At 67.5% G+C, this 12707-nt stretch carries 23 protein-coding genes; all 23 read right to left on the bottom strand.

Annotated elements, in window-relative coordinates:
* Positions 1–9: 9 nt before the first annotated feature.
* Positions 10–1284, bottom strand: coding sequence for a preprotein translocase subunit SecY (gene secY, locus ACVUH9_RS06940; RefSeq protein ID WP_475755272.1), 1275 nt, complete (start codon positions 1282–1284; stop codon positions 10–12).
* Positions 1285–1434: 150 nt separating this feature from the next.
* Positions 1435–1941, bottom strand: coding sequence for a 50S ribosomal protein L15 (gene rplO, locus ACVUH9_RS06935; RefSeq protein WP_475755270.1), 507 nt, complete (start codon positions 1939–1941; stop codon positions 1435–1437).
* Entirely contained in the window at positions 1938–2123 is a 186-nt protein-coding gene (gene rpmD / locus ACVUH9_RS06930; RefSeq protein ID WP_475755268.1) for a 50S ribosomal protein L30, read from the bottom strand. Before rpmD ends, rplO begins: the two co-directional genes overlap by 4 nt.
* Positions 2120–2698 carry a 30S ribosomal protein S5 gene (gene rpsE, locus ACVUH9_RS06925; RefSeq protein WP_475755267.1) on the bottom strand — a complete coding sequence of 193 codons (579 nt, stop codon included), beginning with the start codon at positions 2696–2698 and terminating at the stop codon, positions 2120–2122. Before rpsE ends, rpmD begins: the two co-directional genes overlap by 4 nt.
* Before the next feature lie 15 nt (positions 2699–2713).
* The gene (gene rplR, locus ACVUH9_RS06920) at positions 2714–3067 is read right to left on the bottom strand and encodes a 50S ribosomal protein L18 (protein WP_475755266.1); all 354 of its coding nucleotides are present in this window, start codon (positions 3065–3067) and stop codon (positions 2714–2716) included.
* Positions 3064–3597: a 50S ribosomal protein L6 gene (rplF, locus tag ACVUH9_RS06915; protein WP_475755264.1), complete on the bottom strand. Its 534-nt coding sequence runs from the start codon at positions 3595–3597 to the stop codon at positions 3064–3066. The genes rplR and rplF overlap by 4 nt, the downstream gene beginning before the upstream one ends.
* Before the next feature lie 7 nt (positions 3598–3604).
* Positions 3605–4009 (bottom strand): 30S ribosomal protein S8, encoded by a 405-nt coding sequence (gene rpsH / locus ACVUH9_RS06910; RefSeq protein WP_475755262.1) that lies wholly within the window; start codon positions 4007–4009, stop codon positions 3605–3607.
* A gap of 3 nt (positions 4010–4012) precedes the next feature.
* Positions 4013–4198 (bottom strand): type Z 30S ribosomal protein S14, encoded by a 186-nt coding sequence (locus ACVUH9_RS06905; RefSeq protein ID WP_475755260.1) that lies wholly within the window; start codon positions 4196–4198, stop codon positions 4013–4015.
* Positions 4199–4201: 3 nt separating this feature from the next.
* Positions 4202–4819 carry a 50S ribosomal protein L5 gene (rplE, locus tag ACVUH9_RS06900; protein ID WP_475755258.1) on the bottom strand — a complete coding sequence of 206 codons (618 nt, stop codon included), beginning with the start codon at positions 4817–4819 and terminating at the stop codon, positions 4202–4204.
* Positions 4820–4827: 8 nt separating this feature from the next.
* Positions 4828–5163, bottom strand: a complete 336-nt coding sequence (gene rplX, locus ACVUH9_RS06895; RefSeq protein WP_475755256.1) for a 50S ribosomal protein L24 — start codon at positions 5161–5163, stop codon at positions 4828–4830.
* A 1-nt stretch (position 5164) separates the two neighbouring features.
* On the bottom strand, positions 5165–5533 hold the full coding sequence (gene rplN, locus ACVUH9_RS06890) for a 50S ribosomal protein L14 (protein ID WP_022928235.1): 369 nt from the start codon (positions 5531–5533) through the stop codon (positions 5165–5167).
* A complete protein-coding gene (gene rpsQ, locus ACVUH9_RS06885) occupies positions 5530–5769 on the bottom strand; it encodes a 30S ribosomal protein S17 (RefSeq protein WP_475755637.1) in 240 nt (79 codons plus the stop codon). Before rpsQ ends, rplN begins: the two co-directional genes overlap by 4 nt.
* A 371-nt stretch (positions 5770–6140) precedes the next feature.
* Positions 6141–6347, bottom strand: a complete 207-nt coding sequence (gene rpmC / locus ACVUH9_RS06880; protein ID WP_475755253.1) for a 50S ribosomal protein L29 — start codon at positions 6345–6347, stop codon at positions 6141–6143.
* Positions 6347–6760 carry a 50S ribosomal protein L16 gene (rplP, locus tag ACVUH9_RS06875; protein WP_475755252.1) on the bottom strand — a complete coding sequence of 138 codons (414 nt, stop codon included), beginning with the start codon at positions 6758–6760 and terminating at the stop codon, positions 6347–6349. The genes rpmC and rplP overlap by 1 nt, the downstream gene beginning before the upstream one ends.
* On the bottom strand, positions 6760–7632 hold the full coding sequence (gene rpsC, locus ACVUH9_RS06870; RefSeq protein WP_475755250.1) for a 30S ribosomal protein S3: 873 nt from the start codon (positions 7630–7632) through the stop codon (positions 6760–6762). Before rpsC ends, rplP begins: the two co-directional genes overlap by 1 nt.
* On the bottom strand, positions 7632–7967 hold the full coding sequence (rplV, locus tag ACVUH9_RS06865; RefSeq protein WP_475755635.1) for a 50S ribosomal protein L22: 336 nt from the start codon (positions 7965–7967) through the stop codon (positions 7632–7634). The genes rpsC and rplV overlap by 1 nt, the downstream gene beginning before the upstream one ends.
* A 290-nt stretch (positions 7968–8257) precedes the next feature.
* Complete coding sequence (gene rpsS, locus ACVUH9_RS06860; protein WP_475755248.1) at positions 8258–8530, bottom strand: 30S ribosomal protein S19; 273 nt, start codon at positions 8528–8530, stop codon at positions 8258–8260.
* Between the two features lie 2 nt (positions 8531–8532).
* Positions 8533–9378, bottom strand: coding sequence for a 50S ribosomal protein L2 (gene rplB, locus ACVUH9_RS06855; protein ID WP_475755246.1), 846 nt, complete (start codon positions 9376–9378; stop codon positions 8533–8535).
* A gap of 4 nt (positions 9379–9382) precedes the next feature.
* Entirely contained in the window at positions 9383–9682 is a 300-nt protein-coding gene (gene rplW / locus ACVUH9_RS06850) for a 50S ribosomal protein L23 (RefSeq protein WP_475755244.1), read from the bottom strand.
* Positions 9683–9684: 2 nt separating this feature from the next.
* A complete protein-coding gene (gene rplD, locus ACVUH9_RS06845; protein ID WP_475755242.1) occupies positions 9685–10335 on the bottom strand; it encodes a 50S ribosomal protein L4 in 651 nt (216 codons plus the stop codon).
* Positions 10328–10945 carry a 50S ribosomal protein L3 gene (rplC, locus tag ACVUH9_RS06840; RefSeq protein ID WP_475755240.1) on the bottom strand — a complete coding sequence of 206 codons (618 nt, stop codon included), beginning with the start codon at positions 10943–10945 and terminating at the stop codon, positions 10328–10330. The genes rplD and rplC overlap by 8 nt, the downstream gene beginning before the upstream one ends.
* 5 nt (positions 10946–10950) lie before the next feature.
* On the bottom strand, positions 10951–11277 hold the full coding sequence (gene rpsJ, locus ACVUH9_RS06835) for a 30S ribosomal protein S10 (RefSeq protein WP_007577043.1): 327 nt from the start codon (positions 11275–11277) through the stop codon (positions 10951–10953).
* Between the two features lie 209 nt (positions 11278–11486).
* Positions 11487–12671, bottom strand: coding sequence for an elongation factor Tu (gene tuf, locus ACVUH9_RS06830; RefSeq protein ID WP_475755238.1), 1185 nt, complete (start codon positions 12669–12671; stop codon positions 11487–11489).
* Positions 12672–12707: the final 36 nt, after the last annotated feature.

Genomic DNA, 12707 nt, shown 5'->3' with positions numbered 1-12707 from the left:
GGGGAGCCGCTATTTGAGGAAACCCTCGTAGTTGCGCATCATCAGCTGCGCCTCGATCTGCTTGACGGTGTCCAGCGCAACGCCGACCACGATCAGGATCGAGGTGCCGCCGAACGCGAAGCCCTGCGTCGTCTGGTTGAACAGGATCGACGGGAGGGCCGCGACGGCCGCGAGGTACAGCGCACCCGGGAACGTCAACCGCGCAAGCACGCGATCGAGGAACTCGGCGGTCGGGCGACCGGGGCGGACCCCGGGGATGAAGCCGCCGTACTTCTTGAGGTTGTCCGCCTGCTCGACCGGGTTGAACGTGACCGCGGTGTAGAAGTAGGTGAACAGGATGATGAAGATCGTCTCGAGACCGATGTAGGTCCAGCCACCCGGCTGGAGCAAGGTCTGGATCTCCGTGTCCTGGCGATGCGTGACGAACTGCACGATCGTCGGCGGGATCGACATGATCGAGGCCGCGAAGATCACGGGGATCACGTTCGCCATGTTGACCTTGAGCGGCAGGTACGTCTGTCCCCCACCGCTCATGCGACGGCCGATCACGCGCTTGGCGTACTGGATCGGGATCCGCCGCTGGCCTTCCTGCACGAACACGACCGCGGCGATCACCGCGAGAATGATGAACGGCAGCAGGACCTGGAACACCTGGTCACCGCTCGTCCACCAGTTGCTGATGCCGCTGGGCAGCCCACTGATGATCGAGGCGAAGATCATCAGCGACATGCCGTTGCCGACGCCGCGCTGCGTGATCAGCTCGCCCATCCACATCACGAGCATCGCGCCCGCCGTCAGCGACAGCGAGATCATCACCATGTGACTGGCGTTGAAGTCTGGGATCAGGGCCACGCCCGAGTCACCCTCGAAGCTCCGGAAGAGCGACACGTAGGCGATCGACTGGCCGAAGGCGAGTGCGACCGTCAGGTAGCGGGTGTACTGCGTGATCCGGTTCTGCCCGATCTCCCCCTCCTGCTTCAGCTTCTCCAGGGACGGTACGACCACCTGGAGCAGCTGCATCACGATCGACGCCGTGATGTAGGGCATGATGCCGAGCGCGAACAACGCGATCTGGCTGAGGGCGCCGCCGGAGAAGACGTTCAGGAGCTGGAGAGCGCCGCCCGAGAAGGCAGCGTTCTGCTGAAGCGCTTCAACGCCTTCCTTCGAGACCCCCGGAACGGGAATCTGAGCGCCGATCCGGTAGAGGGCCAGCAGGAACAGCGTGATCCCGAGCTTCTTGCGAATCTCCGGGACGGTGAGCGCGCCGGTGAGGATGCGGATCATCGTTCTCGTGCTCGCAGTAGGAAGAAGGGACGGGGAACTTCAGGACGACGGAAAACTGGTGCGCGGGCCACCAGGGCCCGCGCTAGAAACAGCATGGTACGACAGGATACGGCTCCAGCCGTGTCGAGGCACTCCGCCCCGACAGAGGTACTAGTCCTCGATGACGACTGCGGTGCCGCCAGCGGCCTCGATGGCCGCGAGCGCGCTCTTGCTGAAGCGGTGCGCGTGCACCGTCAGCGGGAACGCGAGCGCCCCGCCACGAGCCAGGACCTTGACCGGGATGTCCTTGCGGGTCCCGAAGCCGTTGGCCTTCATGATCTCGAGCGTGATCTCGGCGCCCGACTCGAAGCGGTCGGCGAGATCGTCGAGGTTCACCGGCTGCGTCGCGGTACGGAACCGCTCGAACGGCATCGACGTCTTCTTGTTCGGACCGCGCAGCTTGCGCATACGGGCCTGAATCGGCGTCTGACCGCCCTCGAACCGCGCACGGTCCTTGGCACCCGAGCGCGAACCGGCGCCCTTGTGCCCGCGACCGGACGTCTTCCCCATGCCGCTGCCGTGACCGCGACCGACGCGCTTACGCGGCTTGCGGCTGCCCGGAGCGGGCTTCAGGGAGTGGAGGCCCGTGTTCTCGAGCGTGGTGTTCTCGGAGCTCATGCAGACTCCTCCTCGACGCGCACGAGATGACGCACGGCATGCAGCATGCCCCGCGACTGCGGCGTGTCCTTGACTTCGACGGTGTGGCCGATCTTGCGCAGGCCAAGCGAGCGCAGGGTGTCGCGCTGCGCCTGGTTGCTGCCGATCGACGACTTGAACTGGGTCGCCTTGACGGTGCTCACGCCGGGACCTCCTCGGTGTCGGCCGGAGCCTCTGCCTCGGTGACCTCCTCGGCCGGGCGATCCGCCAGACCGAGGACGTCCTTGATGCTCAGGCCGCGCAGGTCGGCGACCTCACGCGGGGTTCGGAGCTGCTGCAGACCGTCGACCGTGGCCTTCACCAGGTTGATCGGGTTCTGCGAGCCGAGGCTCTTGCTCAGGATGTCGTTCAGGCCCGCGAGCTCGAGGACGGCGCGGACGCCACCCCCGGCGATCACGCCGGTACCGGCCGAAGCCGGCTTCAGCAGGACCTGGCCCGAGCCGAACCGACCGACCACGGGATGCGTGATGGTCGTGCCGTGCTTGGGCACGCGGAACAGGTCCTTCTTGGCCCGTTCCACGGCCTTCTGGATCGCCAACGGGACCTCGTTGGCCTTTCCGTAGCCGATACCGACTACGGAGTTCTCGTCGCCAACCACCACGAGCGCGGTGAAGGAGAAGCGGCGGCCACCCTTGACCACCTTCGCGACGCGGTTGATTTCCACGACCCGCTCCTGCAGGTCGAGTCCGACGGGACTGACAGTTCGATCGATCGCCATAAGGTTCAGTGGCTCCTAGACGGTGAGCCCGCCCTCGCGGACCGCTTCAGCGAACGCTTTGACGCGCCCGTGGTACTGGTAGCCGCCACGGTCGAAGACGACCGTATCGACCCCTGCGGCCTTCGCACGCGCGGCGAGCAACTTGCCCGCGGCGCTGGCCTGTTCCATCTTCGAGAGATCGCGCAGCTCGGCCTCCGTCCACTGCACCGACGCGAGCGTGTGACCACGCTCGTCGTCGATGAGCTGGGCGAAGATGCCCCGGTTGCTGCGGAACACGGCGACGCGGGGCCGCTCGGCGGAGCCGGAGACCTTCGCTCGCACGCGGCGACGGCGCTTGAGCCGACGCGCTTCCTTGGTGACGACGCTCATGCGCGCTTACCGACCTTCCGGACGACGTACTCGCCCTCGTAACGAATGCCCTTGCCCTTGTAGGGCTCCGGCGGCCGCTTCTTGCGAATCGTCGCGGCGATCTCACCGACGACCTGCTTGTTGCTGCCCTTGATGACGATCCGGGTCGGCTGCGGCACCTCGAACTCGACACCCTCGGGGGCGTCGACGAAGACGGGGTGCGAGAAGCCGAGCGCCAGCTCGAGGTTCTTGCCCTTGAGCGCGGCGCGGTACCCGACGCCCTGGATCTCCAGGGTCTTCACGAAGCCGTCGGTGACGCCCTCGATCATGTTCGCGATCAGGCTGCGGCTGAGCCCGTGCAGCGCCCGGTGGGGGCCACGGTCGGTGGGCCGCGTCACGAGGATCTCGGCACCCTCCTGGGTGACCGTGATGTCGCGATGGATCCGCTCGGCGAGCTGACCCTTCGGGCCCTTGACCGTGACGGTCCCGGGTTCAATGGTGATGTCGACGCCGGCGGGAACCGGGATCGGCTTACGTCCAATACGACTCATACGTCTTTCACCACACCTCGGCCCAGACTTCGCCACCGACGCCGGCCTTGCGGGCGTCGTGGCCGGTCATGATGCCGCTCGAGGTGGAGACGATCATGGTACCCAGGCCGCCAAGCGACTTCGGCACCTCGTTCGCCCCGACGTAGTAACGCATGCCGGGCCGCGACACGCGCCGCAGACCGGTGATCGCCGAGCGACGGTCCTTCGTGTACTTCAGGGTGATCTTGAGCAGCTCACCCGGGTGTTCGGTGGCCGGCTCGACGCTCACGTCGGCGATGTAGCCCTGCTCCTTGAGGATGCGGGCCACCTCGCGCTTCGAGCTCGAGGACGGCAGCAGCACCGTGCGGTGCGCGGCGGTGATGGCGTTGCGGATCCGCGTGAGCAGGTCCGCGATGGGATCGGTCGTCGACATGCGTTACCAGCTGCTCTTCGTCATGCCCGGGATGTAGCCCCGGTGCGCCAATTCGCGCAGGCAGATCCGGCAGACGCCGAACTTCTTGTAGACCGAGCGCGAGCGGCCGCAGCTGCGGCAGCGGGTGTATTCGCGGCTCTGGTACTTCGAGGGGCGCGCCTGGCGGACGCGCTGCGAGGTCTTCGCCATGGGTTAGCTCCCCTGGGTGGTCTTGGACGGATCGACTGCGGCGGGCGCGCCGGCGGGCCGCTTCCCCTCACGGGAGAACGGGAAGCCGAGCGCCTCGAGAAGCGCGAAGGCCTCTCCGTCGTTGGCTGCCGACGTGGTGATCGTGATGTCGAGCCCGCGCACCTGGTCGATGGTGTCGTAGTCGATCTCGGGGAAGATGATCTGCTCGCGAACGCCGAGCGAGTAGTTGCCCCGCCCGTCGAAGCTCGTCGTCCGGAGGCCGCGGAAATCGCGGACTCGCGGAAGAGCGATGGCAATCAGCCGCTCGAGGAACTCGTACATCCGGTCGCCACGCAGGGTGACGGCGGCGCCGACGGGCATGCCGTCGCGCAGCTTGAAGCCGGCGATCGACTTGCGCGCCTTGCGGACGCTCGGTGCCTGGCCGGCGATCGTCGCCAGCTGCTCAACGGCAGCGGCGAACGTCTTGTTGTCCTGCTTGTGCTCGCCGAGCCCCATGTTCAGGGTGACCTTCTCCACACGCGGAACCTGCATCACGGACGTGTAGGGGCCGCTCTCGAACAACGAGGGCCGGATCTCTTCGAGGTAGCGCGTCTTCAGTCGCGCGGTCGTGGTCGCACTCATGGGCTACCTCAGTCGATCTGCTGGCCGGAACGACGGGCGACGCGAACTGCGCGGCCGTCCTCGGTCCGGGTCACGCCCACACGGGTGGGCTTGTTGGTCTTGGGGTCTACGAGCATGACGTTCGAAACGTGGATCGGACCCTCCTTCTCCACCACGCCACCCTGGCTGGCAGGGCTACCGGGCGCAGCCGTCGGGCTGGGTCGCTGATGCCGCTTGACCAGGTTGACACCCTGGACGACGACCCGCTCCTTGGCGGGGTCGACCTTGATGACCGTCCCGGTCTTACCGCGGTCCTTGCCGCTGATGACGACCACCTGGTCGTCGGTGCGGATACGAAGGCCCATGCTAAAGCACCTCCGGCGCGAGCGACACGATCTTCATGAACGAGCGGTCGCGCAGCTCGCGCGCCACCGGTCCGAAGATGCGGGTCCCGCGGGGGTTGTTGTTGGCGTCGATGATGACGGCCGCGTTCTCGTCGAAGGCGATGTACGTGCCGTCCTCGCGCCCGAACTCCTTGCGGGTGCGCACGACGACGGCCTTGACGACCTCGCCCTTCTTGACGGTGCCGTTCGGCGTCGCGGCCTTGACCGTGGCGGTGATCGTGTCACCGACACGCGCGTAGCGACGACGGGAGCCGCCGTGCACGCGGATCGTGAGGATCTCGCGGGCGCCGGTGTTGTCGGCGACCTTGAGTCGAGACTCGTTCTGGATCACTTGGCACGCTCCACGATCTCGGCGAGCGTCCAACGCTTCGTGCGCGACAGCGGGCGGGACGACTCGATGCGGACGGTGTCGCCCTCACCAGCGTCGTTCTGCTCGTCGTGCGCGTACAGCTTCGTCGTGTGACGCACGATCTTCTTGTACTTCGGGTGCCGCTTCGAGTGGTCGATGCGGATCGCGAGGGTCTTGTCGCCCTTCGCGGACACGACGACGCCCTGGCGGACCTGCACGCGACCGGGCTCGTGGTCGGGCTTCGGGGTACCGCGATCGGTACCGGCCTCGGCGCCGAGCTTGGTGGCCTTCTTCTCGCGCTCCTGCAGGCGGCGACGACGACGCGCAACGGCCTTGGCCTTGCGGGTCTCGGAGCGCTCGCGGGCGCGGTCCTCGGGCGACTTCGACGGGTTCGTCGTCGTGCCCGAGCGCTGGCGGTGCCAGGCGCGCTTCGCGACCGGCGACAGCGACGGGTCGGGGCCCACGGGGGCCTCCGGCTCGGCGGGCGCGGCGTCTTCGGTGGTCACGGCCTCGTCGGTCGCCTCGGCGGCCTCGGGGGTCGTCTCGACCTCTTCGGGGGTGTTCTCAGTGTTCTCGTCAGCCATGGCGATCAGCGAATCTCGTTGACGTCGATGCCGCGCTGGCGGGCGATGGTGACCGCCCGCGCACGCTCGCGACGCGTGGTGCGCAGCGCAGCGGTGTTCTCCAGCTCGCCGGTCGCCTGCTGGAAGCGCAGACCGAAGAGCTCCTTCCGGAAGTTGGCGATCTGCTCAGCGATCTTCTGATCGTCGAGGTCGCGAATCTCCTGCGTACGCATCAGTCGTCCTCCGCCGTGACGAACTTGGTCCTGACCGGGAGCTTGTGCGCCGCGAGGCGGATCGCCTCACGGGCCAGGGGTTCCGGCACACCGGACAGCTCGAACATGACCCGGCCGGGCTTGACGACCGCGACCCAGCCCTCGGGCGAGCCCTTACCGGAACCCATGCGGGTCTCGGCCGGCTTCTTCGTGACGGACTTGTCCGGGAAGATGTTGATCCAGACCTTGCCGCCACGCTTGATCTTGCGCGTCATCGCGATACGAGCAGCCTCGATCTGGCGGTTGGTGATCCAACCGGCCTCGAGGGTCTTGAGCCCGTACTCGCCGAACTGCACGGTGTTCTGACCGCGCGAGAGGCCACGCTTCCGGCCACGGTGCACCTTCCGGTGCTTCACGCGCTTCGGAGCAAGCATCAGCGACCCCCCTGCGGGCCACGCCCGCGCCCACCGGCACCGCCCGGACCACCCGGGCCGCCGGGACGACCACCACGGCCACCGGCACCGCCGGGACCGCCCGGACGACCGCCACGGCCGCCACGATCGCCGCCGCCGAAGCCGCCGCGATCGCCACCACCGGCGCCGTCACGACGACCGCGGCCGCGGCCACGATCCTGCGTGCTCGGACCGTCGATGTCGGTCAGGTCCGATCCGCCGTAACCCTCCGGCATGATCTCGCCCTTGTTGACCCAGACCTTCACGCCGATGCGGCCGAACGTCGTCTTGGCCTCGTAGAAGCCGTAGTCGATGTCCGCGCGCATCGTGTGCAGCGGAACGCGGCCGTCCTGGTAGGACTCCGTGTTCGACATCTCGCGTCCGCCGAGGCGGCCGGAGACCTGGATCTTGCAGCCCTTGGCCCCGGAGCGCATGGCGCTCGTCAGGGCGCGCTTCATCGCGCGGCGGAAGGCCACGCGGTTCTGCAGCTGCTCCGCCACCGACTGGGCGACGAGCTTGGCGTCGAGCTCCGGACGACGGACCTCGAGGATGTTCACCTTCACCTGCTTCTTGGTGATGCGGTGCAGATCCTTGCGCAGGGCGTCGACCTCGACGCCCGACTTGCCGATGACCACGCCGGGACGAGCGGTCCGGATGGACACCTCGACCTCGTTCTTGTTCTTCCGGATCGTGATGTCCGAGAGACCGGCATGGGCCAGCTTGCCCTCGATGTGCTCGCGGATCTGACGATCCTCGTCGAGGAAGTCAGCGGTGTTGTGCGCGCTGAACCAATGAGACTTCCAGTCGTGGATGTAACCCACGCGCATGGACTCGGGATGGACCTTCTGTCCCATCAGTCTTGCTCCTTCGGCGTGAGCTGCACGGTCAGATGACTGGTGCGCTTGTTGATCCGGTAGGCACGCCCCTGGGCGCGCGGCTGGAAGCGCTTGAGCGTCGGGCCGTCGTCGGCCGTGATGCTCTTGATCTTGAGGTCGTCACCGACGAGCTCGTGGTTGTTCTCCGCGTTGGCGACGGCCGACTCGAGCACCTTGCTCCAGTCCTGCGCCGCCGAGCGGGTGCTGTGCTGCAGGATCGCGCGGGCCTCGTTGACGCCCTTGTCGCGGATCAGGTCCGCGATCAGGCGGGCCTTGCGCGGCGTGGTGCGCACGTACTTGGCGATCGCCTGCACGACCGGCGCCTCGCCGGCCGGCTGGCTGCGACGGGCACGGCGGGCCTCGGCACGAGCGCCACCACGGACCTGCGCCACCGGCTGGGGGGCGTGGTCGTGATCGTGGTCGTGATCGTGATCCGCGTCGACGTCCGCAGCCTCCGCCGGCGTCTCGGAGGACGTGGTGTCCTCCGAGCCCGTGGCAGCCTCTTCGGCCTTCGGCGTCGTCTCCGAGACCTCGGTCTCGGGCGTCACCTGGGCCTGCGTCTCGTCGTTGTTCTCGTTGCTGGTCTGCTCTTCAGCCATCTGGATCAGCGCCTCTTGGCGGTGTCGCCGTGCCCGCGATAGGTCCGCGTCGGGGCGAACTCGCCCAACTTGTGACCGACCATCGACTCGGACACGAACACGGGGACGTGCTTACGCCCGTCGTGGACGGCGATCGTGTGACCGATCATGTCCGGGAAGATCGTCGACGCGCGCGACCACGTCTTGATCAGCTTCTTCTCGTTGGAGGCGTTCATGGTCTCGATGCGCGTCATCAGACGCTCCTCGACCCACGGCCCCTTCTTGCTCGAACGGCTCACGGCTACTTCCTCTTGCCCTTGCCCCGTCGGCGACCGCGCAGGATGTAGCGGTCCGAGGGCTTGTTCTTCTTACGGGTGCGGTACCCCAGCGTGGGAACGCCCCACGGGGTGACCGGGTGACGGCCTGGCGTGGTGGAACCCTCGCCGCCGCCGTGCGGGTGATCGACCGGGTTCATGGCCGTACCACGCGTCTGCGGGCGAACGCCCATGTGCCGCTTACGACCGGCGTTGCCGATCTTCACGTTCTGGTGCTCGGCGTTGCCGACCGACCCGATCGTGGCGCGGCACTCCTCGCGGACGAGACGCATCTCGCCGGAGGGCAGACGCAGGGTCGCCATGCCCTGCTCCTTGGCCATCAACTGGATGACGGAACCGGCGGAGCGACCGAGCTGGCCACCGCGGCCGGGCTGCAGCTCGACGTTGTGCACGACCGTACCCGCCGGGATGTCCCGGAGCGCGAGCGCGTTGCCGAACTTGATGTCGGCTTCCGGCCCGGACTGAACGGTCGCGTTGACCTCGAGGCCACGCGGAGCCAGGATGTAGCTCTTCACGCCGTCCGCGTAGTGCAGGAGGGCGATGTACGCGGTCCGGTTCGGGTCGTACTCGATCGCGGCTACGCGAGCGGGAACGCCGTCCTTGGTCCGCTTGAAGTCGATCTTGCGGTACAGCCGCTTCGCTCCCCCGCCGCGATGGCGGGAGGTCTTGCGACCGTTGTTGTTGCGGCCACCGGACTTCGTCAGACCCTCCACGAGCGAACGCTCGGGGGTGGTCTTCGTGATCTCAGCGAAGTCCGGGTAGGTCGCGAACCGCTGACCGGGGGTCGTGGGCTTGGGCTTACGAATCGCCATTGGGCTACTCCTCGATCCCTTGCAGCGACTGGAAGATCGGGATCTCGTCGCCCTCGCGGACCTGAACGATCGCCTTCTTCCAAGACCGCGTGCGACCAGCGGTCGAGCCACGCCGCTTGGGCTTGCTCTTCACGCTCGACGTGTTCACGTCAACGACGTGCACACCGAAGAGCGCCTCCACCGCCTGGCGGATCTGCGTCTTGTGGGCATCCGGGTGGACCCGGAACGTGTACTTGCCGACAGAAGCGAGCACGTAGCTCTTCTCACTGACGACGGGGCGGATGATGACCTGCGTCGGATCCATGGTCAGACGACCTCCTCCGAGGCGGCGCTGGAAGCACCGGTGGCGCGGGCGACGAGCTCGTCGACGGCAGCCGTGGACAGCAGGAGTCGACCGGCGCCGACGACGTCGGCGATGCCGACGGCCTCGACGGGGAGGACCGACACCTTGGGCAGGTTGCGGAAGGACAGGGCGACCTTCGCCTCGTTCGCCGACAGCACGAGCAACAGCGAGCCCGTGGTCGTCGTCGCGTCCCACTTCTTCAGCAGGGCGACGGCGGCCTTCGTCGACGGATCCCCGAAGGAGCCCGTGTCGATGCCGGCGACGGAACCACGCTGCGCGTGCAGCGAGAGAACGCTGCGCAGCGCGGCGCGCTTCTCCTTGCGGTTCACCTTGAAGGTGAAGTGACGCGGCTGCGGCCCGAAGATCGTGCCACCGCCGGTCCAGATCGGCGAACGCGACGAACCGGCACGGGCGCGGCCCGTGCCCTTCTGACGCCACGGCTTCGCGCCGCCGCCGGAGACCTGACCGCGGGTCTTCGTCGAGGACGTGCCCTGACGACGAGCGTTCAGCTCGTGACGGACGTTCTGGTGAACGAGGGGCCCGTTGAACTCGACGCCGAACACGGCATCGTCGAGCTTCAGGGTCCCGCCGCCGAGGATCGGAGCCTCAGCCATCGGTACGCACCTCCACGAGGCCGTTGCGCGCGCCCGGAACGGAGCCACGCACGATCAGCAGGTTGTCGTCGGCGTCGACCCGGACGACCGTGAGGCCGCGCTGGGTGACGCGCTCGGCGCCCATGTGGCCGGGGCCACGGATGCCCTTGAAGACGCGAGCCGGCCAGGCGGCCGCGCCGATCGAGCCCGGGGCTCGGGTGTTGTGCGAGCCGTGGGTGACGGGGCCACGAGCGAAGCCGTGACGCTTGACCGTACCCGCGAAGCCCTTGCCCTTGGAGGTTCCGGCAACCCGGACCTTCTGGCCCGGCTCGAAGTCGGAGACGGTGACCGTCTGGCCGACCTCGACGTCGATGTCGACGTCGCGGAACTCGACCAGGTGACGGTGCGGACCGACGCCGGCCTTCTTGAGGTGCCCGAGCTCGGGCTTCGAGACGTGCTTCTCCTTCGTGGCACCGAAGGCGAGCTGCACGGCCTGGTAGCCGTCGCGCTCAGGCGTCCGCTTGCCCGTGACGGGGCAGGGGCCGGCCTCGAGCACGGTCACGCGCTCGACGGTGCCGTCCTCGAGGAACAGCTGCGTCATGCCGAGCTTCTTGGCGAGAATCGCTGCCATCTAGCTCACCCGGCCAGTCGGATCTCGATGTCGACGCCCGCGGGAAGATGATCGAGGCGCTGAAGCGAGTCGACCGTCTTGGGCGTCGGCTGATGGATGTCGATCAGACGCTTGTGCGTACGGATCTCGAAGTGCTCACGCGAATCCTTGTCCTTGAACGGGGACCGGATCACGCAGTAGACGTTCTTCTCCGTGGGCAGCGGAACGGGACCGGAAACGGTCGCGCCCGTGCGCTGAGCCGTCTCGACGATCTCCTTCGCGGCCGACTCGATGGCCGACGTGTCGTAGGCCTTGAGGCGGATGCGGATCTTATTTTGTGTGGCGGCTGCCATCGGGGCTCTCTGCTGTCCGTTCCGTCTGGTGTCTAGAAGAAGGTGTGTGCTGGGTTCTTGCGGGACTGAAGCCCGCCCGGCCCGGCGCGGGAAGCGCGCCGGGACCGGCCCAGCGTCGGCCCCCGCCTCGGCCCACGACCGGAGTCGTGAGCCGCGGGGGCCATGATGCGGGGCGACGACGGTCGTCGCCCCGTTTCATGGGGTGTTGACTACTCGATGACCTCGGAGACCACGCCGGAGCCGACCGTGCGGCCACCCTCGCGGATGGCGAAACGCAGGCCCTGCTCCATGGCGATCGGCTGAATCAGCTCGATGTCCATCTGGACGTTGTCGCCCGGCATGACCATCTCGACGCCCTCGGGGAGCGTCGCGACGCCGGTGACGTCCGTCGTCCGGAAGTAGAACTGCGGGCGGTAGCCCGAGAAGAACGGCGTGTGACGGCCGCCCTCTTCCTTCTTCAGGACGTAGACCTCGGCCTTGAACTTCGTGTGCGGCGTGATCGAGCCGGGCTTGCACAGCACCTGGCCGCGCTCGATGTCCTCACGCTTCGTGCCACGGAGCAGGGCGCCGATGTTGTCGCCGGCCTGACCCTGGTCGAGCAGCTTGCGGAACATCTCGACGCCGGTGACGATCGTCTTCGACGGCTCGCGAATGCCGACGATCTCGACCTCGTCGCCGACGTTGACGATGCCCTGCTCGACGCGACCGGTCGCGACGGTGCCGCGGCCGGTGATCGAGAAGACGTCCTCGATCGGCATCAGGAAGGGCTTGTCCAGCGCGCGGACCGGCTCCGGGATGTAGGAGTCGAGGTGACCGGCGAGCTCGAGGATCTTGGCCTCGTACTCGGCGTCGCCCTCGAGCGCCTTCAGCGCCGAACCGACCACGAACGGGGTGTCGTCGCCCGGGAAGTCGTACTCGCTGAGCAGCTCACGGACCTCGACCTCGACGAGCTCGAGGAGCTCCTCGTCGTCGACCATGTCCGCCTTGTTCAGGAAGACGACGATGTACGGCACGCCGACCTGCTTGCACAGGAGGATGTGCTCACGCGTCTGCGGCATGGGGCCGTCAGCCGCGGACACCACGAGGATCGCGCCGTCCATCTGCGCGGCACCCGTGATCATGTTCTTCACGTAGTCCGCGTGCCCCGGGCAGTCGACGTGCGCGTAGTGACGCGTCTCCGTCTCGTACTCGACGTGCGAGGTCGCGATCGTGATCCCACGCTCCTTCTCCTCCGGAGCGTTGTCGATCTCGGCGAACGAGCGAGCCTCGCCGCCGCTTGCCTTGGCCAGGACGGTCGTAATCGCCGCCGTCAGCGTGGTCTTCCCGTGGTCGACGTGACCAACGGTGCCCACGTTGACGTGGGGCTTACCGCGCTCAAACTTCTCCTTCGCCACCTGATCGCTCCTCAGTCTCTTCTTCGAATTAGGTCG

The organism is Patulibacter ginsengiterrae (assembly GCF_056269115.1).
Note: the sequence above shows the minus strand (reverse complement) of the source record. Positions and strands in the feature narration are given on the sequence as shown.

Bases quoted from the DNA above. Each gene is read 5' to 3' on its own strand.
- secY (WP_475755272.1), bottom strand. From the start codon at position 1,284: ATGATCCGCATCCTCACCGGCGCGCTCACCGTCCCGGAGATTCGCAAG.
- rplO (WP_475755270.1), bottom strand. From the start codon at position 1,941: ATGAGCTCCGAGAACACCACGCTCGAGAACACGGGCCTCCACTCCCTG.
- rpsE (WP_475755267.1), bottom strand. From the start codon at position 2,698: ATGGCGATCGATCGAACTGTCAGTCCCGTCGGACTCGACCTGCAGGAG.
- rplR (WP_475755266.1), bottom strand. From the start codon at position 3,067: ATGAGCGTCGTCACCAAGGAAGCGCGTCGGCTCAAGCGCCGTCGCCGC.
- rplF (WP_475755264.1), bottom strand. From the start codon at position 3,597: ATGAGTCGTATTGGACGTAAGCCGATCCCGGTTCCCGCCGGCGTCGAC.
- rpsH (WP_475755262.1), bottom strand. From the start codon at position 4,009: ATGTCGACGACCGATCCCATCGCGGACCTGCTCACGCGGATCCGCAAC.
- ACVUH9_RS06905 (WP_475755260.1), bottom strand. From the start codon at position 4,198: ATGGCGAAGACCTCGCAGCGCGTCCGCCAGGCGCGCCCCTCGAAGTAC.
- rplE (WP_475755258.1), bottom strand. From the start codon at position 4,819: ATGAGTGCGACCACGACCGCGCGACTGAAGACGCGCTACCTCGAAGAG.
- rplX (WP_475755256.1), bottom strand. From the start codon at position 5,163: ATGGGCCTTCGTATCCGCACCGACGACCAGGTGGTCGTCATCAGCGGC.
- rpmC (WP_475755253.1), bottom strand. From the start codon at position 6,347: ATGCGTACGCAGGAGATTCGCGACCTCGACGATCAGAAGATCGCTGAG.
- rplP (WP_475755252.1), bottom strand. From the start codon at position 6,760: ATGCTTGCTCCGAAGCGCGTGAAGCACCGGAAGGTGCACCGTGGCCGG.
- rpsC (WP_475755250.1), bottom strand. From the start codon at position 7,632: ATGGGACAGAAGGTCCATCCCGAGTCCATGCGCGTGGGTTACATCCAC.
- rplB (WP_475755246.1), bottom strand. From the start codon at position 9,378: ATGGCGATTCGTAAGCCCAAGCCCACGACCCCCGGTCAGCGGTTCGCG.
- rplW (WP_475755244.1), bottom strand. From the start codon at position 9,682: ATGGATCCGACGCAGGTCATCATCCGCCCCGTCGTCAGTGAGAAGAGC.
- rplD (WP_475755242.1), bottom strand. From the start codon at position 10,335: ATGGCTGAGGCTCCGATCCTCGGCGGCGGGACCCTGAAGCTCGACGAT.
- rplC (WP_475755240.1), bottom strand. From the start codon at position 10,945: ATGGCAGCGATTCTCGCCAAGAAGCTCGGCATGACGCAGCTGTTCCTC.
- rpsJ (WP_007577043.1), bottom strand. From the start codon at position 11,277: ATGGCAGCCGCCACACAAAATAAGATCCGCATCCGCCTCAAGGCCTAC.